Source organism: Pantoea sp. GM_Pan_4 (assembly GCF_026541005.1).
Classification (GTDB): Bacteria; Pseudomonadota; Gammaproteobacteria; order Enterobacterales; family Enterobacteriaceae; genus Pantoea; species Pantoea dispersa.
In genome coordinates, this window is sequence record NZ_JALNUZ010000002.1 from 74,605 (window position 1) to 94,257 (window position 19,653).

Annotated in this window: 15 protein-coding genes; 8 read left to right on the plus strand and 7 right to left on the minus strand. The window is 58.3% G+C overall.

What is annotated here, in order from left to right; translation table 11 throughout:
* Positions 1-19 precede the first annotated feature (19 nt).
* The 4 genes from OXR61_RS06300 to OXR61_RS06315 all read left to right on the plus strand — a co-directional run bounded on the left by OXR61_RS06300 (position 20) and on the right by OXR61_RS06315 (position 7,575).
* Positions 20-757, plus strand: coding sequence for a gluconate 2-dehydrogenase subunit 3 family protein (locus tag OXR61_RS06300; RefSeq protein ID WP_021507808.1), 738 nt, complete (start codon positions 20-22; stop codon positions 755-757).
* 2 nt (positions 758-759) lie between these two features.
* Positions 760-2,544 (plus strand): GMC family oxidoreductase, encoded by a 1,785-nt coding sequence (locus OXR61_RS06305; protein WP_021507807.1) that lies wholly within the window; start codon positions 760-762, stop codon positions 2,542-2,544.
* An 11-nt stretch (positions 2,545-2,555) separates the two neighbouring features.
* Positions 2,556-3,875: a cytochrome c gene (locus OXR61_RS06310; protein WP_021507806.1), complete on the plus strand. Its 1,320-nt coding sequence runs from the start codon at positions 2,556-2,558 to the stop codon at positions 3,873-3,875.
* 196 nt (positions 3,876-4,071) lie between these two features.
* A complete protein-coding gene (locus tag OXR61_RS06315) occupies positions 4,072-7,575 on the plus strand; it encodes an Ig-like domain-containing protein (protein ID WP_021507805.1) in 3,504 nt (1,167 codons plus the stop codon).
* A gap of 81 nt (positions 7,576-7,656) precedes the next feature.
* Here the strand turns inward: OXR61_RS06315 and OXR61_RS06320 are convergent, their stop codons facing one another.
* From OXR61_RS06320 to OXR61_RS06335, 4 genes are all read right to left on the minus strand, one after another.
* Entirely contained in the window at positions 7,657-9,066 is a 1,410-nt protein-coding gene (locus OXR61_RS06320) for an MFS transporter (RefSeq protein ID WP_021507804.1), read from the minus strand.
* Positions 9,067-9,252: 186 nt separating this feature from the next.
* The gene (gene abgT / locus OXR61_RS06325) at positions 9,253-10,773 is read right to left on the minus strand and encodes a p-aminobenzoyl-glutamate transporter (protein WP_021507803.1); all 1,521 of its coding nucleotides are present in this window, start codon (positions 10,771-10,773) and stop codon (positions 9,253-9,255) included.
* 182 nt (positions 10,774-10,955) lie between these two features.
* Positions 10,956-12,401: a M20 family metallopeptidase gene (locus OXR61_RS06330; RefSeq protein ID WP_021507802.1), complete on the minus strand. Its 1,446-nt coding sequence runs from the start codon at positions 12,399-12,401 to the stop codon at positions 10,956-10,958.
* Positions 12,398-13,711: an amidohydrolase gene (locus tag OXR61_RS06335; RefSeq protein ID WP_021507801.1), complete on the minus strand. Its 1,314-nt coding sequence runs from the start codon at positions 13,709-13,711 to the stop codon at positions 12,398-12,400. Before OXR61_RS06335 ends, OXR61_RS06330 begins: the two co-directional genes overlap by 4 nt.
* Positions 13,712-13,824: 113 nt before the next feature.
* On the opposite strand from OXR61_RS06335, the gene OXR61_RS06340 reads away from it, so the two are divergent.
* Both OXR61_RS06340 and yjdN read left to right on the plus strand, forming a co-directional pair.
* Complete coding sequence (locus OXR61_RS06340) at positions 13,825-14,724, plus strand: LysR family transcriptional regulator (protein WP_021507800.1); 900 nt, start codon at positions 13,825-13,827, stop codon at positions 14,722-14,724.
* A 71-nt stretch (positions 14,725-14,795) separates the two neighbouring features.
* Positions 14,796-15,233, plus strand: a complete 438-nt coding sequence (gene yjdN, locus OXR61_RS06345; RefSeq protein WP_021507799.1) for a VOC family metalloprotein YjdN — start codon at positions 14,796-14,798, stop codon at positions 15,231-15,233.
* A gap of 45 nt (positions 15,234-15,278) precedes the next feature.
* On the opposite strand, the gene OXR61_RS06350 is transcribed toward yjdN, so the two are convergent.
* On the minus strand, positions 15,279-16,145 hold the full coding sequence (locus tag OXR61_RS06350) for a nucleoside-specific channel-forming protein Tsx (RefSeq protein ID WP_021507798.1): 867 nt from the start codon (positions 16,143-16,145) through the stop codon (positions 15,279-15,281).
* 641 nt (positions 16,146-16,786) lie between these two features.
* Here OXR61_RS06350 and OXR61_RS06355 point away from each other — a divergent pair.
* Positions 16,787-17,035, plus strand: coding sequence for a hypothetical protein (locus OXR61_RS06355; protein ID WP_021313567.1), 249 nt, complete (start codon positions 16,787-16,789; stop codon positions 17,033-17,035).
* Positions 17,032-17,346, plus strand: a complete 315-nt coding sequence (locus OXR61_RS06360) for a hypothetical protein (RefSeq protein WP_021507797.1) — start codon at positions 17,032-17,034, stop codon at positions 17,344-17,346. The genes OXR61_RS06355 and OXR61_RS06360 overlap by 4 nt, the downstream gene beginning before the upstream one ends.
* A 223-nt stretch (positions 17,347-17,569) precedes the next feature.
* Here OXR61_RS06360 and OXR61_RS06365 read toward each other — a convergent pair whose 3' ends face one another.
* Both OXR61_RS06365 and OXR61_RS06370 read right to left on the minus strand, forming a co-directional pair.
* Positions 17,570-18,928, minus strand: a complete 1,359-nt coding sequence (locus OXR61_RS06365; protein WP_031279752.1) for an ATP-binding protein — start codon at positions 18,926-18,928, stop codon at positions 17,570-17,572.
* The gene (locus tag OXR61_RS06370) at positions 18,925-19,584 is read right to left on the minus strand and encodes a response regulator (protein WP_021507795.1); all 660 of its coding nucleotides are present in this window, start codon (positions 19,582-19,584) and stop codon (positions 18,925-18,927) included. The genes OXR61_RS06365 and OXR61_RS06370 overlap by 4 nt, the downstream gene beginning before the upstream one ends.
* Positions 19,585-19,653: the final 69 nt, after the last annotated feature.

A 19,653-nucleotide genomic window follows, 5' to 3' on the forward strand; every position in this document is an offset into this window, starting at 1 on the left:
GCGGTAATGAGGCAATGTCATGTCAGAAGAAAAAAAGGGTCACACTCGCCGGGATTTCCTGCTGAGAACCATCACCCTGGCGCCGGCAATGGCGGTAGGCAGTACGGCGATGGGTGCACTGGTCGCGCCAATGGCCGCCGGTGCGGCAGCGTCGTCGGCCGCTGCGCCGCAGCAGGCGCGCGAGTATCAGCCGGTGTGGTTTACCGCCGAAGAGTTTGCCTTCATCAAAGCCGCCGTGGCGCGCCTGATCCCCAACGATGAACGTGGTCCTGGCGCGCTGGAAGCTGGCGTACCGGAGTTTATCGATCGCCAGATGAATACGCCGTATGCCACCGGCAGCAACTGGTATATGCAGGGACCGTTCAATCCGGATCTGCCAAAAGAGCTCGGCTATCAGCTGCCGCTGGTGCCGCAGCAGATCTACCGTCTCGGCCTGTCCGATGCCGATGGCTGGAGCAAACAGCAGCACGGCAAGGTATTTGCTGAGCTGACGCCCACGCAGCAGGACGCGCTGCTGAGCGCCTTCGAAAACGGCAGCGCGCAATTCCCGCAGGTGCCGGCCAAAACCTTCTTCGCCTTTCTGTTGCAAAACACCCGCGAGGGCTACTTCAGCGATCCGATCCACGGCGGCAATCAGGGCATGGTGGGCTGGAAGCTGATCGGCTTCCCTGGCGCACGCGCCGACTTTATGGATTGGGTAGAGCGCGGCGAACGTTATCCGTTCCCGTCAGTTGATATTCGCGGCGAGAGGGCGTAACCGTGGCAAATGCGTTAAAAAAAGTGGATGTGGCGATCGTCGGTTTCGGCTGGGCCGGGGCGATCATGGCGAAAGAGCTGACCGAGGCCGGTCTGCATGTGGTGGCGCTGGAGCGCGGGCCGCATCGCGATACCTATCCGGATGGATCCTATCCACAGTCGATTGATGAACTGACGTATAACATCCGCAAAAAGCTGTTCCAGGATCTGTCAAAAAGCACCGTAACTATCCGTCACGATGCCTCACAAACCGCCGTACCGTATCGTCAGCTGGCGGCATTCCTGCCGGGCACCGGCACCGGCGGCGCCGGCCTGCACTGGTCGGGCGTGCACTTCCGCGTCGACCCGGTCGAGCTGAATCTGCGCAGTCACTACGAGCAGCGTTACGGCAAAAACTTTATCCCGGAAGGCATGACTATTCAGGATTTCGGCGTCAGCTATGACGAGCTGGAACCGTTCTTCGATCAGGCGGAAAAAGTGTTCGGCACCTCCGGCAGCGCCTGGTCAATCAAGGGCAAAGTGGTGGGCAAAGAGAAAGGCGGCAACCCGTATGCGCCGGATCGCTCCAGCGACTTCCCGCTGCCCGCGCAGAAGCGCACCTGGTCGGCTCAGCTGTTTGCCCAGGCGGCAGAGTCGGTGGGCTATCACCCTTACGATATGCCGTCGGCCAACACCTCCGGTCCTTACACTAATACTTACGGCGCGCAGATGGGGCCGTGCAACTTCTGCGGCTACTGCAGCGGCTACGCCTGCTACATGTACTCCAAAGCGTCGCCTAACGTTAACATTCTGCCCGCGCTGCGCCAGGAGCCGAAGTTTGAGCTGCGCAACAACGCGTATGTGCTGCGCGTCAACCTGACCGACGATAAAAAACGCGCGACCGGCGTCACCTATCTGGACGGTCAGGGACGTGAAGTGGAGCAGCCGGCGGATCTGGTGATCCTCTCCGCCTTCCAGTTCCACAACGTGCACCTGATGCTGCTGTCCGGCATCGGCAAGCCGTACAACCCTATCAGCAACGAAGGTGTGGTCGGCCGTAACTTTGCCTACCAGAACATCTCCACGCTGAAGGCGCTGTTTGATAAAAACACCACCACCAATCCGTTCATCGGTGCCGGTGGCGCGGGCGTGGCGGTGGATGATTACAACGCCGATAACTTTGACCATGGTCCTTACGGCTTTGTCGGCGGTTCACCGTTCTGGGTCAACCAGGCGGGCACCAAGCCGATCTCCGGCCTGCCGACGCCAACAGGCACGCCGAACTGGGGCAGCCAGTGGAAAGCGGCGGTGGCGGATACCTATAACCATCACGTGTCGATGGATGCGCACGGCGCGCACCAGTCGTATCGCGCTAACTACCTCGATCTCGATCCCAACTACAAAGATGCTTACGGTCAGCCGCTGCTGCGTATGACCTTTGACTGGCAGGACAACGACATCAAAATGGCGCAGTTCATGATCGGCAAGATGCGCAAAATCACCGAAGCGATGAATCCGAAGATGATCATTGGCGGCGCGAAAGGGCCAGGTGCCCATTTCGATACCACCGTGTACCAGACCACACACATGAGCGGCGGTGCCATCATGGGCGAAGATCCTAAAACCAGCGCGGTGAACCGCTATCTGCAAAGCTGGGATGTGCCGAACGTATTTGTCGCCGGCGCTTCTGCCTTCCCGCAGGGACTGGGCTACAACCCCACCGGCATGGTGGCGGCGCTGAGCTACTGGTCCGCCAAAGCGATTCGTGAACAGTATCTGAAGAACCCCGGCCCGCTGGTACAGGCATAAGGAACATGGCGATGATCAAAAGTTTAACAGCACTGTTGCTGGGCACCCTGTCGTTCGTCGCGCTGGCGGAGGACACCGCCGCCGATGCGCTGGTGCAGCGCGGTGAGTATCTGGCGCGTGCCGGTGACTGCGTCGCCTGCCACAGCACCGCAGGCGGTAAACCGTTTGCCGGCGGCCTGGCGATGGCGACGCCGATTGGCACCATCTACTCCACCAATATCACGCCGGATAAGGCAACCGGCATTGGTGACTACAGCTATGACGACTTCCAGAAAGCGGTGCGTCATGGCGTGGCGAAAAACGGCGACACGCTCTATCCGGCGATGCCGTATCCGTCTTATGCGGTGGTCAGCGATGACGACATGAAGGCGCTGTATGCCTACTTCATGCACGGCGTGGCACCGGTGGCGCAGGCTAACAAAGAGAGCGACATTCCGTGGCCGCTGTCGATGCGCTGGCCGCTGGCGATCTGGCGCGGCCTGTTTGCGCCAGATGTGAAGGCGTTCCAGCCGGCCGCGCAGGAAGATCCGGCGCTGGCACGCGGTCGCTATCTGGTGGAAGGACTGGGCCACTGCGGTGCCTGCCACACGCCGCGCAGCTTCACTATGCAGGAGAAGGCGCTGAATAACGGCCAGGGCAATGATTACCTTGCCGGCAGCAGCGCGCCGATTGACGGCTGGACCGCCAGCAACCTGCGCGGTGACAATCGCGATGGTCTGGGGCGCTGGAGCGAAGCGGATCTGCAGCAGTTCCTGCGCTATGGCCGTAACGATCACACGGCGGCGTTTGGTGGCATGACCGAGGTGGTGCAGCACAGCCTGCAGTATCTCAGCGATGCGGATATCAGCGCGATTGCCCGTTACCTGAAATCGCTCGGCGCGAAAGATCCGTCTCAGGCGGTGTTCCGTGAGGATGACGCAGTGGCCCGGGCGCTGTGGAAAGGTGACGACAGCCAGCCGGGTGCCGGCGTGTATGTCGACAGCTGTGCGGCGTGTCATAAAACCGACGGCAGCGGCTATCAACGCTTCTATCCGGCACTGCGCGGGAATCCGGTGGTGATGGCAGAGGATCCGACGTCGCTGATTCACATCGTACTGGTAGGCGGCACGCTGCCGGGCGTGAAAGGCGCACCGACCGCGATCACTATGCCGGCGTTTGGCTGGCGTCTGAACGACAGCCAGGTGGCTGATGTGGTGAACTTTATCCGCAGCAGCTGGGGCAACGGCGTGCAGACCAAAGTCACGGCGAAACAGGTGGCGAAACTGCGCCAGGATGACAGCGTGCAGCCAAAACAGGGCAGCGCGGATATCCGGGTGCTGGAAAAGCAGTAAGTCTGTCTTAAGCATTCCCTTCAGGTCATGGCGCGGTTCATGGCCTGAAGGGTGCGAAAAATCCCACTAAAATTCATTATCTTAGATTTTCCTTTCAGACGTTTCTTGTAAGAGATTTCTCCCCCACGTTTAAAAATCCCTGCCGCTTATTAAGCGTTACTTTAACGATATTAACTCTGGCGAAAAGGATGACCATATGTCTGTAGGCTATTACGACCCGACCAAACCGGGGCAGGAGAACTACGTCAATTCACCTTATCAATACTGGAAAGGGGTGGTTGAAGATAAGAGCGTCAGCTATATCGAATTTGCCATTAACGGCCAGCTGTTTACTACGCAGGTAAACACGGACGGCAGCTGGGAGTATCAGCTGCCGCTGCGGCTGGAAGAGGGGAGCCACAATCTCACCATCCGCTTTTTCGACCGGGCCGGCAACGCCGGGATTCCGTTCCAGACGCGGCTGGAAGTCGATCTCAGCCCGCCCGATATGCCGGCAATTATGCGCGTACTGGATGATTTCGGACCGGTGCAGGGCCCGGTTGGCAACAAAGGCTTCACCGATGATAAAACGCCAGCCATTTCCGGTTATGCCGAGCCGGACAGCATTGTCCGCCTGTACAGCAACGGCGTGCTGATTGGCAGCGTGCAGGCGGCGAAAAACGGCCAGTGGACCATTACGCCGGAACTGAGTGACGGTGAACAGCGCCTGTACGTCACCGCCACCGATAAATTCGGCCAGGTCAGTTTTGATTCCCCGGTCTATACGCTTTACGTCAATTCGCCGCGCATCGATAAGCCGCAGCTGCTGGAAGTCTATGATAATGAAGGGGTGAACACCGGTGTGATCAAAGCCGGTAGCGAAAGCGACGATCGCAGCCCGCGCCTGAGCGGCAACGCGCCGCTGGACGCAGAAAACGTCATCATCTTCGTCAACGGGGTACGCGTCGGCGTGGCACCGGTGATTGACGGGCAGTGGCGCTGGGAGAGCAACGTTGATTTGCTGGGCTACGGTGAAAACACCATTACTACCCGCGCGCAAAATAACCGTGGTGAATTGAGCCATGCGAGCGAGCCGTTTACCTATACGGTGGTGCCCACCGCGCCGGTGAAGATTGAGTATGCGCTGGATAATTTTGGCCCGGCACAGGGCAAACTGGAAAACGGCGCGCTGACTGATGACTTCACCCCCACGCTCAAAGGCACGGCGGAAGCCAACAGTATCGTCTATGTATATGCCACACGCGAAAACGGCAGCTGGTGGCTGAAAGGCAGCACCCAAGCGGATGCCTTTGGCCACTGGCAGGTGGAAATCGCCCGACTGGATGGTGGTGCCGGCCCGTATCACTTCCAGGCCAGTAACAGCCCGACGCGCGATCCCGCTGCGCCGCTGTTCGACCTGTATGTGTCAGACAACGGCACCCGCCTGAAGCCCACCATCAACGCGGCACACGATAATGTCGGGCCCGAGCAGGGCAAATTAATCAACGGCGCCACCACCGATGACATGGCGCCGACGCTGCAGGGCAAAGCCGAAGCCAACAGCATGGTGTATATCCATGCGCGGCATATTGATGGCCACTGGGTAGTGTTAGGCAGCGTTAAGGCCGATGCCTGGGGCAACTGGATAACGGAAGTGCGTGCGCTGCGCGGGGGATACGGCACTTATGAGTTTCAGGCTGCCAAAACCCTCGATCGCGACACCAGCGCCGAGGTGTTCAGTCTCAACATGGTGCCGGAAAAACCCGGTATCGTTTCTGCCTGGGATAATTTTGGCGCGCAGACCGGCGTGCTGCATCAGGGCGATGTCACTGATGACCTGACGCCAACGCTGAAAGGTCATGCTGCAGCAAACAGCGTGGTTTATATCTATGCCCGCCACGTGAACGGGGTATGGGTGACGCTCGGCAGCGCCGTTGCGGATGCTCATGGTCACTGGCAAAGCGAAGTGCGCGCGTTACGCGGCGGCTTTGGCAAATATGAGTTCCAGGTCTCAGACAGCCCGGTGCGTGACGCCGCCGCCGACGTTTTCGACCTGACGATTATCTCCGGCAAGACGGAGATTATTTCTGCGTGGGATGATAACGGACCAAAGCAGGGCCAGCTGAAAAGCGGTGATATCACCGATGATATGACGCCAACCCTGAAAGGCACGTCTGCACCCAATAAGGTGGTGTACATTTTCGGCTGCCATATTGAGGGCCACTGGGTATTAATGGACTCGGTCACAGCGGATGCTACGGGTAACTGGAGCTATCAGTCTTACGATCGCTCGCCGTGGAAAGGACTGACGCAATTTCAGGTCAGTAATAGCGCCATTCGTGATGTGAATGCGCCAACCTTTCTGCTGGAGATCAATGTCGATCCGCCGAAGGTCGATCACAAGGGGCTAGTGTGGAATTTCAACGACGGTACCCAGCAGGGTTGGATCGCCAGCGGTCTGTATCACAAAAATGACAACATCGGGGTTAAGCGCTGGAGTGGAGGCAATTCCTCTTATGAGTTGGGTTCCATGACCAACGGTTCAAACACCAACGGGTTCAAAGGAGAAGTGGTTTATCGCTATATTCAGGTCGAAGCGGGTAAAACCTACCAGTTCGATTTTGATGGCTACCGTATTCCTGGCGGTAGCCTGAATCCAAAAATCGGTCTGGATGTTAATGGACAGAAAGTAATTCCTAATATGGGGCTGGATGCTGCCTGGAATCATTTCAGCGGACTGTATACCGCCAGCAAAACAGAAGTGGTTCGCGTGGCGGTAACCAATGAGGTTAATAACGGTAACGGCAACGATTTCGCTATCGATAACATCGGGGTTAAAGAAATCAGCCGGGTTCGTGGACAACCTGATCTGGTGAAAGACGCTAACGGTCATCCGCGCTATATCGATTTTAAAACCGGGGTCAGTTATACCATCGATGACAGTCTGAAAATGACGCTGATTAAAGGACCGAATATCGGCGGCGAGCAAAAAACGCTGAAGCATGGCGAAATCATTGTTGGCCGTGGCGGCCAGATGAAGCTGGATTTCGACGGCGTGGCGGAGAAAGTGGTGCTGAAATCGGATTATGTGCACAGCAAAGGCAATTACATCGATTTCTATGACACGCAAGGTAAATTGCTGCACAGCTATGAGCTGAAGGCGCATCCGGGCACCCTGCGAAGCGACATTGTCGAGTACCACGCCCCGGCCGGTAAGCTGATCGGTTCAGCTGTGGTGCGCGTCAATCCGGCTGAAGTGGATTCGGTGAACAATCCGGGCGGCGTGCGCATCAGTGACGTTGAATGGGGCATGCATGATGATCATGTCGGTATCACCGCCTTTGATGTTCCTGCCGTCATCACGCTGGGCGATGAATTCGCCGTTTCCCTGAGCGATGTGCTGGCGCAGGGCAAGCAGTGCAGCACCATCGATATGACGGGTCACGGCAAAAACGTCCTGAGCGTAACGGTTGACGATATCCTGCAGGTTGGAAGTCAGGATCTGTTCGTGAAAGACGGCAAAACCCAGTTGCTGATCAAAGGCGATGCGCAGGACGTGGTGAAACTGGATGACATCCTCGGCGACGGCGGTGACGTGGGCGATTGGGTGAAACAGCAGGGCAGCACCACGGTGGCTGGCGTGAAGTATCAGGTTTACAGCCACAGCGGCGTGGACGCCGACGTGCTGATCCAGGACGGTGTAAAAACCGAGCTGGTGTAAAACCGATGGGGGCGGATACGCCCCCAAATTGTGCGCATTGCCGGGCTGAACCGGCCGCCGCCCACCCTGCGCCCATCCGGTTTAAATGTTCTCCAGATCCAGTCCCCGCGTCTTCGGCCCGTAAATCCCGACCGACAGCATCACCATCAGCATGCTCAGCACGATAAACACGATCACCCCCTGACTGCCGGCATACTGCAGAATCAGGCCAATCAGAATACTGCTGAAAGCGGTCGACAGCCGGCTGAATGAATAGCAGAAGCCCACGGCGCGCGCACGAATGTGCGTCGGGAAGATCTCAGTCTGATACGCGTGATAGCTGAAGGTCAGCCAGGCGTTGCTGTAGGTGATCAGGAAACCGCACACCACCATCAGCAGCGGGTTGCTGGTCAGCGCGAACAGTGTGCCGAACACCACCGTCATCAGCGATGAAAAAACGATCTGCCATTTGTTTTCCAGCCGGTCGGCGTAGCGGCTGCAGATCAGCGAGCCGAGCGGATAGGCCAGCGTGATGAAAAAGGCGTACAGCAGGCTGTGGGTAACGGTGGCCCCCTTGCCGGACAGCAGCGCCGGCAGCCAGTTACCGAAGCCGAAGAAGCCAATTGCCTGGAAGAAGTTCATCACCACCAGCATCAGCGTACGCTGGCGATAAGCCGGTGCCCAGATTTCGCTAAAGCGCCCTTTTTTCGGCAGCTGTGCCGCCGCATCACGCTGAGAGAAATCGTCTCCCGGCGCGATGCCGCAGCGTTTTTCCATCTCGCTCAGCACCCGGTGCGCGTCCTGATGCCGCCCCTGCTGCGCCAGCCAGCGCGCCGACTCCGGCAGGTTTTTCCGGATAAACCAGATCACCAGCGAGCACAGCGCACCGGCGATTACGACCCAGCGCCAGCCTTCGAGGCCGAGCAGGGTTTGCGGTACCAGCCACCATGACATCAGCGCCACCGTCGGCACCGACAGGAACTGAACGAAAAAAGAGAAGGCAAACGCGCGGCTGCGCAGATGGGCCGGCACCCACTCCGACAGATAGGTATCGATGGTCACCAGCTCGACGCCCAGACCGATGCCGACCAGGAAGCGGCACAGAATAATCATCTCCGCGCTGTGCTGGAACGCCATCAGCAGTGAGAACGCACCGTACCACGCCAGCGCGCACATAAAAGTCAGGCGACGGCCGAAGCGGTCAGCATAGGGCGTCAGCAGGCTGGCACCGACAAACAGGCCGAGAAAGGTCGCCGAGGCGAACGCCGCCTGATCGGCGATACCAAACACGCCCGCGGTGCCGGTGTGGAACACGCCTGCGGCGACCAGCCCGGCGCTGATGTAGCCGGTTTCAAACAGATCGTACAGCTCGAAGAAGCCGCCGAGCGCCAGCAGCGTAATAAAGCGCCACAGCCCGGCGGAAGAGGGCAGAGCGTCGATGCGCCCGGCCAGCGTCTGGCGTTCGGTCGCGATGCGATCGGTCGCCACCCCTGTCGAATAGGTGGTTGTCATTATGATTGTTACCTCGGTGTTTGCAGGATCCGCCCGGTGGTGGTTTGTCAGAAATCATTAACCGTTAGCAAGCGAAGAAATAGCAGAATAATCAATTCGTCCGGGGTTGCCGAGAGGCGCAGCGGTGACATTTTGGCAACGTGCGTTGCAGTTCACAGAAAGCGGTACGCCGTCCATGGCGCCAGGTCAGGGCAGATGCGGATAAACGCCCGGACCGATGGGCAGGCCCAGCAGATACCACACCAGCAGCAGCGCGATCCACGTCACAAAGAACACCAGCGGATACGGGAAGATCAGCACATAGTAGGTGCCGAGCTGCGCGTCTTTTTGATAGCGCTGCAGGAAACCGAGGAACAGCGGCAGAAACGGCGACATCGGCGCCAGCGGCAGCACGGCGGAATCGGCGATGCGGAAAATCATCTGGGCAAACGCCGGGTGAAAGCCGAGCAGCATAAACATCGGCACAAACACCGGCGCGAGGATCGACCAGATCGCCGAGCCGCTGGCGATAAACATGCACAGAAACGCCGAGAGGAACATCAGGCCGAGAAAGGCCGGCGCACCGCTGATGCCGGCGCTCTCCAGCATATCGGTCAGGCCGATGGCCATAAACTTGCCCATGTTGCTCCAGTTGAAGAACGCCACGAACTGCGACAGCGGAAACACCATGACGATAAAGCCGGCCATGCTCTTCATCGGATCCACCAGCAGTCGGGGGATGTCGTCAGCGCGGCGAATCTGCTGCGTCACCGCGCCATAGGCAATCGCCACCACAAAGAAGAACAGGATGATGATCGGCACGATGCCCTGAATAAACGGCGAAGGGATGATGCCGCCGGTTTTCGGGTTGCGCAACGGCGCATGCTCCGGCACCACCAGCAGCGCCATCACGCCGATGAACACCAGCGCGGCGAGACCGGCCGCCTTCAGGCCGCGATTCTCCTGCGCCGTCAGCGGTGGCAGGCGATCGTGGTGGCCGCTGTTCCAGACGGGCAGGCGCGGCTCGACAAATTTATCGGTCAGCAGCGCGCCGGCCACGGTCAGCACGATGACCGAGCTGGCCATAAAGAACCAGTTATCGATCACGCTGACGTGGACCGTGTCGCTGACCGCTTTGGCGGCCTCTGTACTGATGCCGGAGAGCAGTACGTCGGTGGTGACGATCAGCAGATTCGCGGTAAAACCCGACGCGACGCCGGCAATCGCCGCCAGCAGACCCGCCACCGGATGACGCCCGACGGCAAGGAAGATCAGCGCGCCGAGCGGCGGCATCACCACCAGTGCCGCATCGGAAGAGATATGGCTGAAGAACGCGATAAACAGCACCATATAGCTGGCGTAGCGACGGCTGACGCGCGACGCCATTTTCACCATCAGCGACTGCAGTAGCCCGACTTTTTCCGCCAGCCCGGCCCCGATCACCAGCGCCAGAATGGAGCCCAGTGGGGTGAAACCGCTGAAGTTTTTGATGATGTTGGGCAGGATCCACTGAATGCCCGCCACGCTGAGCAGGTTATTGACCCGCACCAGTTCGCCATTGGCCGGATTTTTAACAGTCACATCGAGGCTGCTGAGAAGCGCGGTGGCGATCATCAGCACCACGATCAGGTAGACAAACAGTAAGAACGGGTTCGGCACTTTGTTGCCGACCCGCTCAATCCAGCTGAACAGCTTGCCGGGACTGCGATTTTCGGTCATCACTTCCATCGGTAGATCCTCATGAGTCGTCTTGTCAGTTATGTTTGCGTAATGCTTATATTTTTTTAATGGTGATGCGTTGGTACCAGGTCGCCATAAATGGCGACCCTACACGATAAGGAGCGGTGACCACCGGTCACGCCCTCGTAGGGTGCGCATTTATGCGCACCTGGCGTAATGCGTTGCTGAACTCAGGATGCTAATGTCGATGGCTGCATGCCGGCCGGAATCGGGCACACGTACGGCTGCTCGCGGCGCACGCGGTCGAACTCTTCACGACAGCGCGCCAGCGCGGCATCATCCTGCAGCAGCGTCAGCGCGGTGGCGGCCAGCACTTTGGCGGCGAGGCACATCCCTTTGTGGGCAATCGATGTGCGTCCCTGCGCCACCAGCTGCCAGGTGTGCAGCGGCGTGCCAAAGGCAAAGCAGGGCGCAAAACACTGCGCTGTCGGCGTCACCCAGCTGACATCGCCGACGTCGGTTGAGCCGTACAGAAACTCGCGCGTGACCGCATAGGGCGCTACCTCGTCCATCAGCACTTTATCGCCCAGCGCTTCAGCCCAGGCGATACCCGCTTCGCCGCCGGTGCGCGCCGCATTCAGTCGCGCGTTACGCAGATCGTCTTTACTCAGCGTGGCGCGGATCTGTGCCGCAAACGCCTGTTCCTGCGTGCTGTAGTCCGGCAGACCAAAATGCTGCAAATTGCGTTCCATTACCGCCTCAAGCGCGCGGTTCGGCACATAGTTGGAGCAGGCCTTATCAAAGCGCACCGTCATTTGCGTGTCAGTCATCAGCGCCGCGCCTTTGGCGATGTTAATCACGCGCTGATAGATATCCTGCGCCTGGTCGAGCTGCGGCGCGCGAATCAGGTACAGCACTTCGGCATCGGCCTGCACCACGTTGGGCGATACGCCGCCGGTCTGGGTGACCGCATAGTGCAGGCGCGCCTCCTGCACGATGTGCTCGCGCAGAAAATTCGCGCCGGTGTTCATCAGCGTCACCGCGTCCAGCGCGCTGCGCCCGAGATGCGGCGAGTTAGCGGCATGCGCAGCCACACCTTTGAAGTGAAACGCCGCCTGAATATTGGCGAGGGTGCTGAGGTTGAACATGCCGCTGAAGCCTTCCGGGTGCCAGGTCACGGCAGCATCGACATCATCAAACAGCCCCTCGCGCACCATAAAGGTTTTACCCGAGCCGCCCTCCTCGCCAGGGCAGCCGTAAAAGCGCAGCGTGCCGCGTCCGCCCTGTTCTGCCCACCAGGCTTTGATGGCGAAAGCGGCGGCCAGGCCGGCGGTACCGAGCAGGTTGTGGCCGCAGCCGTGACCGTTGCCGTTTTCCACCAGCGGGCTGGGTGTGGCGCAGCCCGCCTGCTGGCTCAGGCCGGCCAACGCATCAAACTCGCCGAGGATGGCGATCACCGGCTGGCCGTGGCCGATTGAGGCGATAAATGCGGTGTCGAGACCGCCGACGCCGCGCTCAACCTCAAACCCCTCCTGCGCCAGCGCATCGGCCAGCAGCTCAGACGATTGCGTCTCTTCGAAACGGGTTTCCGGCACGTCCCAGATGGCATCGCTGAGGGCACTGAAACGCGCCTGATGCTGGTCGATGTAGCGATCGATGAAGTCGTGTGCGCTCATCGGGCACCGCCGAATTGCGTCTGGTTAAGCGCCAGCGTAGCCAGCATCTGCACGGCGGTGGCCATCACCGCTTCATCAAAGTCGAACCGCGCATTGTGATGGCCCGCCGCCAGATCGCAGCCGAAGATAACGTAAGACGCCTGGCCGCCGCGCTGCTGCACGCGCTCCATCATGTAGGTGGCATCTTCGGAACCGGCCGCCTGCTGTTTGCTGTCTATCACCGAACTGAACAGACCCAGCGCTTCGGCCTGCTGATGGATAAAACTGACCCACGCCGGGCTCGGCGTGCAGCTGCGTGCACCGCCCATCAGCGTGACCTCGTGCTCAACGCCGTACATCGCCGCGGCACCGGCAATCACGCGCAGCGCCTGCTGATAGATGTCGTCATTAACCTGATTACTCGCGCCGCGCGTTTCCACCTTCATCAGGGCAACATCCGGCACTACGTTGCGTCCGCTGCCGGCCTGTAAGACACCAACGTTAACGCGCGCCACGCCGCCGCTGTGCTGCGGCAGAGTGTGCAGCGCCAGCGTGGCCTGCGCCGCCGCCAGCAACGCGTTGCGTCCCTCTTCCGGTTTGCCACCGGCATGCGCGCCGACCCCGGTAAAACGCACGTCCAGTTTGGTCGTGGCGAGAAAGCTGTCGCTGCCGCAGACGATCTCGCCGGGCGGCACGCCGGTGCCAAGGTGAATGGCGGTGAACAGATCGACATCATCAAGCACGCCCGCGGCCACCATGGCTTTGGCACCGCGTACGCCTTCTTCCGCCGGCTGAAAAATGAGTTTTATGCGACCGCTAAGCTGGTGCTTCATCGCCATCAGCACGCCCGCCAGCGCCAGACCTATGGTGGTGTGACCATCGTGGCCGCAGGCGTGCATCATGCCGGGATTGCACGAGGCGAAGCCTTCGCGCGTCGGCAGGTGATCGGCGGCGGCGCTTTCCGTCTGGTCGAGCGCGTCCATATCAACACGAAAGCCCATCACCGGACCGGGACGTCCGGTGTCCAGCGTTGCCACCACGCCGCAGAAACCGCCGGAGAAGTGGGGCAGCCACTGTGGCAGCGCGCCCTGCCGCAGCGCCCGCGCTTCCTGCTGCGCCAGCACTTCAGCAGACGGCAGACCCATGCGCGCATCGGCATCAATCACCTCACGGCCCAGCTGCAGCTGATAACCAAGACGATGCAGCTCTTCCGCCACCAGCGTGGCGGTGCGGAACTCCAGCCAGCCGGATTCAGCATACTGGTGCAGGTCGCGGCGCCATGTCTGCATCTGCGGTATCCGCGCGTTGACGAGGTCGGAAAGGGTGTTCATCGGCTGTTCCTTAGTGTTGGTTTTTTATGCATTCAACCGAATCTACACAATGGTATTAGGGTGCATAAGATGCGAATATCTTGTGACCGATAGACAATGGTTATCACCTGATCATGGCGGCCAATCTCAAACTTCATCAGCTGCGCGCCTTTGTTGACGTGGCGCGCCAGGGCAGTATTCGCGCCGCCAGCCGGCTGTCGGGCCTGTCACAGCCGGCATTAACCAAAGCGATTCAGGAACTGGAGCTGGCGCTGGGCGCGCGCCTGTTCGAGCGTCGTCAGCAGGGCGTGATGCTGACCGATGTCGGTGAAACCTTTTTTCGTCATGCCTGTCTGGTGCTGGAGGAACTGCGCGTGGCGCAGGAGGATATCCAGCAGCGGCTCGGTCTGGCCGGTGGCAAAGTGAATATTGGAGTGGGCGGCAGCATTGCGCGTACCGTGATGCCGCAGGTGATAACCCAGTTTCATCGTGAGTATCCACTGGTGAAAGTGCGTATCGTTGAGGGTCAGCTGGTGTCGATGGTGCATGAACTGCGGCAGGGTGCGCTGGATTTCACCATCAATACCTACGACCGGCATCACTTCGATCAGGAGCTGATTTTCGAGCGTCTGATGCAGCGCGAGTATCAGGTGGTGATGCGTAAAGGGCATCCGATGGCGCATGCGCGCTCGCTGGCCGAGTTGCAACACTGCGACTGGACCATGCCGACGCCGCAGGGCAGTTATTACCGACTGCTGCATGACCTGTTCGGTGAGCGCGGCATGGCACCCAAAATCGCGGTGACCTGCGAGACCTTTATGGCCTGCACCAGCCTGGTGGCAAAGAGTGATTTTGTCAGCATCATTGCGCGCGACGTGATTGAAGACCCTACGCACGGCGGGCAGCTGATCGCGCTGGATCTCGACGATCCGCTGCCGAAAGCCACCTTCTATCTGATTCAGCGTAAAGACACTGCGCTGACGCCGATGAGCGCTTACATGGCGCAGCTGTTCCGCCGCTACTGCCAGCCGTGACGGGTGAAAAACTGCATCGTCTACACTTTAGGTGTACGACACGCGTTAACGCACTCTCAACGGAGGTTACGATGCAGGTGAGTCCTTATTTATTTCTCTACGGCCGCTGTGAAGAAGCCATTGCCTTCTATCTGGAGGTCACCGGCGGCGAAATTCTGCAAAAAATGACGTTTGGCGATATGCCGGAGCAGGGCGAGCAGGTGGGCGATCGGTCGGCGCCGCCGCTGCCGCCGGAAAAGATTATGCATGCGCATCTGCGCATTGGTCAGGGCGAGCTGATGCTGAGTGATGGCAATACCGCCCAGCCACCGGCGTCCGAGCATGCCGGTTATGCGGTGAGCCTGGCCACGCCAGATGAAGCGGAGGGTAAAGCCTGGTTTGATAAGCTCTCTGCGGGCGGCAAAGTGACCACTGAATGGCAGAAAACCTTCTGGTCGAACGGCTTCGGGATGTTTATCGATAAGTTTGGCATCCCATGGCGCATCAACGTGGTGAAGCCACAGGCGTAACCGACTGGCGTGGCCGCGATCGCAGGCGGCCACGCCGGAAGCGGTTTAGAAGTTGTAACCCACCACCAGGTAGTAACCCCAGCCGGTTGATTTCACTTCAAACGGACCGTTGCCGAAGTTTAGCTCCTGGCCATCAGCCCACTGGCCGCCGTTGTGGAAGTAACGCGCCACGGTAGAGACATGCCAGTGATCGTAGTTCAGCGACAGAATGTGGCTGGAGGCAATTGAGTTGCTGGTGCGTGAGCGGTCAGATTTGTCACGCAGATCGGAGCCCCAGTCAAAGTTGGTGAAACCGATGTAGCTCAGCTTGCCGCCCCACAGATCAGTGATCGGCACAAAGTATTTCACCTTGAAGCGATAACCATCCCAGCTGTTTTCGTTCGCCGCACCGTAGTTTTCCCACTGGTATTTCGCGTACACGTTCAGAGACAGGCCGATATCGCTATGGGTATCGATGTCAGTACCCAGACCCATGTACCAGGTGTTCTGACGGCTGTCGCTGTTGCGACCCATGTCGTAGATGTAGTTGTTGGCGAAGTACCACTCTTTAAACGGTCCAAACGCCAGGCTGGTGCCGGTCAGCTTATCAATGGAGAAGCGTGGCTCAATTTCCATGAACATCGGCGAACCGTGGTCAAAAATACCGTTGGCATTGCTGTTACCCACGCCAAAGAAGTTGGTCAGGTCAAGGTAGCCGTAGAAATCAAACCAGTCCTTTTTAGTAAAGGCTTCGTATTCGAGGTACACATCATTGTTGAACTGGGGTCCGAAGCGGGTGTGATAACTGCCTACCACGTTCACGCTCTGATGCCACCAGTCAGAAAGGTACTGCGGATCGCTTTCCGCCGCCTGTGCGGCGCCGGTCCAGCTACTGGCCAGTAAGGCCCCTGCTATCAACGTTTTAAATTTCATTATTTTTTAACCACTTGCTCGTGATCGCCGCGCAAATGCTGCGATCGGGTGAAATCGATCCCAGGGGATGGGCAGTGTGCTGTTGTCGCCGGTCTGACGCGCCGGATTTTCAGGCCCGCGTAATGTGCCTGTAACAGAGCGATAGAAAATAGATTTTGATCACGTTTGTCAAAAAGTGTTGCATTTCGATTCAGTAAATATGTGAACTTGATCACATAAAGGCCGTGTAACGAACGGAACCCCGCAACCGTTTACGTTGTCGGGATTATGCGGAACCTTGTCTGAACCCGAAGAGAGAGGTGTAATTGCCTTCGTTGGACCGACAGTGATTTGCCAGACAGGGTTAAACGCCAGCTTTCACCGACACTCTGTTGGCTCGACCTGAAATAGTTTCTGCGCTCAGCGATGCCAGTCCGCGTTGTAATAAAGGATTCAGCTATTTAAACTCTGATGGCTGCGCGCATTGATTTAAATTTTCAGCTAACGCTTCCATATAGCCCGCTCCGAAGGCGGACTTTGATGGGTATGAAAGGGTGAAGAGCTGTTGACCGATAAGCGGATCATTTTTCCCGTTATTGACATCACCTGTTTTATGAGGCACTAAGTCACAGCATATCGGCCAGTTAACGGAAAGGACAAGGATGAAGCGAGATAAAACTAAGCCGCAAGATGCGGGTAAACTGCTGCATAAGACGAAACGGCTGAGGCTCTGGAGTATTATTGGCGGCGCTGCCGTGGGTGTGCAGACCCTACTGAATGTGTTCACCCGCCCGGAAGAACCCGCAGTGCTTCTTTTTCACGTGATTCTGGCTGTTGGCTGTATTGGATATGGTCTGTCACTGACACCCCGTATACGTAGCCTTTCTCAGAATGAAGAGGCTACAAAATGAACAATATCGAATTTGAAGAGACACTTGCCAGAAACGGCTTCACCGGCAAAGATATTGCCGCGATGCGGCAATATCTGGGGAAAGATGGTGCAACGTATCCGTCATTGCTTGGAGAGTTAAGGGGGCGATTTATCGTTTCTTGTGTCCTGCTTGCTATTTTGACTTCCGTGTGGATTTTTTATATTTTCAATGGCGATAAAGCAGAGATTCTGTCATATTCTTTTACGATGCTGGTCGTCATTCCTATAATTTATTTTATGACACCCATGAAGCTGGGTTTCAAAGCATTCATGTTTAAAAAGAAACTATAATTTTCTTTCATGTCATTGTGAATGAATTTTATAGGCATTGAGTCATGATATATTCAATGTCAGGAAAAAGACGCATGTTTTATACCTCTGACATGGTTGGGTGCAGGGAATGGAAAACGGCATGTCTGAGGCTCAATAATGAGTCTTGCCATGCTATATGCATAGAGCTCTAACCTTTGATGTTTACGGCCCTGTTAATCCTGCGGCTGCGCCCGCTCAAACCTTACGGTAGTGTCACTCTTACCTGTAATCCACAGATCTCACCCTGCGGGTTAAGGCAATTCGACAGTGCCACCTGCATCTGATGCTTTTGCGCCACGCTGCGCACGATCGACAATCCTAAGCCGCTGCCCTGCGCCTGGACATCCGGCGAGCGGGTAAAGCGATCGAAGGCGCGCTCGATAAACGACTCCGGCATGCCGGGGCCGTTATCGACAATATCCACTACCGTATGATGACCGACGCGATGCAGTAGCACATCCACCAGGCTGCCTTCCGGCGTGTGCAGCATGGCGTTGCCGATCAGGTTATCGAACAGGCTACGCAGATCGGAGCGGCTGGCGTGCAGACGATAGTGCGCGGTGCCGTTGAAGCCGATATCAATGCCGCGCTTGTCCGCCACCACCATCAGCTGCTCAATGCTCTCCTTCAGCAGGTCATCAAGCTCAATGGTCTCGACGCTGGCGACCACGGACTGATCCTCCTGGCGTGAGATATTCAGCAACTGCGTCACCAGATGGCGCGTGCGCGTCACACCCGCTTCCAGCTGATCAAACTGGCGGCTGGCTTCGCCCGGCAGGATGTGCTGACGCAGGTTCTCCAGCTGTAACGTGACGGCGGTGACCGGCGTGCGCAGTTCATGCGCGGCATCCTCAAGGAACTGGCGCTGTGACGACCAGGCCGCGCGTAGTTTATCCAGTAGCGAGTTATAGGCATCGACCAGCGGCAGCACTTCGTCCGGCAGACCGTCCGGCGATACGCTATGCGGATGCAGGGTTTCCTGCGCGGCAATCTGGCGCGATGCCACGCGCAAATCGCGCGTAATAGCCCGCACCACCAGCCAGATCACCAGTAGCGACAGCGGCATCATCAGGATCAGCGGAATGATGGCCGACAGCACGCGTTTCACCATCAGGCTCTTCATGTAGCCGACATTGTGCAATACCTGAATGTTGCCGATCTCACTGCCCAGCTCGCCGGGTCGGGTATAGACGCGCCACTGGCAGTCATCGCCGCAGTCGCCGACTTTTAAATCCGACCAGCCCTTCTTGCTCTGCAGTGGCGCATGCAGCGCCGGCCAGGAACTGGCACGCAGATGGTTACGGGTGTCCCACAGCTGAACGATATAGGTGCTTTTCAGCTTCTCCTGCTGCATCACCATCGGCATCAGCGCTGGCATACGCTGGCTGCTTGACCAGGCATCGGCAATTTTGGCGAGCTGGTCGTCCTTCATGGTGCCCATCATGTCGCCATAGCAGTGGTAGAAATACCAGGTGACACCGCCGATCATCGCCAGATGCAGCAGCACCAGCGTGGCCAGCAGTTTGTTGCGCAGCGACCGCATAAACGTAAAAGATCTCATATTGCCGGCACCCGCCAGCCCAGACCGCGCACGTTGCGAATCACTTCGTTATCGAGTTTGCGCCGCATGCCGTGAATCAGCACGTCCACGGCGTTGCTGGTGACCTCTTCGCCCCAGCCGTAGATGCGGTTTTCTAACTGCTCACGCGACAGGATCGCGCCCGGGCGTTCCAGCAGCGCATAGAGCAGGGCGTATTCACGTGCGGTTAGCTGCTCGCGCTGGCCTTTGTACAGCACTTCACGCGTCATCATATCGAGCTGCACGTCGCCGTTGCCCAGCAGGGAGTCCGCCGCACCGTGGCGGCGTCGGGTGATGGCTCGCATACGCGCCAGAACCTCTTGCAGATCAAAGGGTTTGAGTAAGTAGTCATCGGCGCCGCTGTCCAGGCCCTGGATGCGCTGCTGCACGGTATCACGCGCGGTCAGCACCAGCACCGGCGTCATGTCACCGCGCGTGCGCGCACGGCGCAGCACATTGATGCCATCTTCACGCGGTAAACCGAGATCGAGCAGGACGCAGGTATAACCGCCTTCCTGCCAGGCGTTGCTGGCAAATACGCCGTCACGCACCCAGTCCACCGACCAGCCGGCGGCCTCCAGCGCCTGCTGCAGGTTGGCGCCGATCATTTCATCATCTTCTACCAGCAGCACACGCATGATGCCCTCCTGAATAACTTGTCGCAGTGTAGCGCCCGATAATTAGCGCAGAATTAACCTGGCGCGCTG

Excerpts from the sequence above, each read along its gene's own strand:
- OXR61_RS06300 (WP_021507808.1), top strand. The coding sequence starts at position 20 with ATGTCAGAAGAAAAAAAGGGTCACACTCGCCGGGATTTCCTGCTGAGA.
- OXR61_RS06310 (WP_021507806.1), top strand. The coding sequence starts at position 2,556 with ATGATCAAAAGTTTAACAGCACTGTTGCTGGGCACCCTGTCGTTCGTC.
- OXR61_RS06315 (WP_021507805.1), top strand. The coding sequence starts at position 4,072 with ATGTCTGTAGGCTATTACGACCCGACCAAACCGGGGCAGGAGAACTAC.
- OXR61_RS06320 (WP_021507804.1), bottom strand. The coding sequence starts at position 9,066 with ATGACAACCACCTATTCGACAGGGGTGGCGACCGATCGCATCGCGACC.
- abgT (WP_021507803.1), bottom strand. The coding sequence starts at position 10,773 with ATGGAAGTGATGACCGAAAATCGCAGTCCCGGCAAGCTGTTCAGCTGG.
- OXR61_RS06330 (WP_021507802.1), bottom strand. The coding sequence starts at position 12,401 with ATGAGCGCACACGACTTCATCGATCGCTACATCGACCAGCATCAGGCG.
- OXR61_RS06335 (WP_021507801.1), bottom strand. The coding sequence starts at position 13,711 with ATGAACACCCTTTCCGACCTCGTCAACGCGCGGATACCGCAGATGCAG.
- OXR61_RS06340 (WP_021507800.1), top strand. The coding sequence starts at position 13,825 with ATGGCGGCCAATCTCAAACTTCATCAGCTGCGCGCCTTTGTTGACGTG.
- yjdN (WP_021507799.1), top strand. The coding sequence starts at position 14,796 with ATGCAGGTGAGTCCTTATTTATTTCTCTACGGCCGCTGTGAAGAAGCC.
- OXR61_RS06350 (WP_021507798.1), bottom strand. The coding sequence starts at position 16,145 with ATGAAATTTAAAACGTTGATAGCAGGGGCCTTACTGGCCAGTAGCTGG.
- OXR61_RS06355 (WP_021313567.1), top strand. The coding sequence starts at position 16,787 with ATGAAGCGAGATAAAACTAAGCCGCAAGATGCGGGTAAACTGCTGCAT.
- OXR61_RS06360 (WP_021507797.1), top strand. The coding sequence starts at position 17,032 with ATGAACAATATCGAATTTGAAGAGACACTTGCCAGAAACGGCTTCACC.
- OXR61_RS06365 (WP_031279752.1), bottom strand. The coding sequence starts at position 18,928 with ATGAGATCTTTTACGTTTATGCGGTCGCTGCGCAACAAACTGCTGGCC.
- OXR61_RS06370 (WP_021507795.1), bottom strand. The coding sequence starts at position 19,584 with ATGCGTGTGCTGCTGGTAGAAGATGATGAAATGATCGGCGCCAACCTG.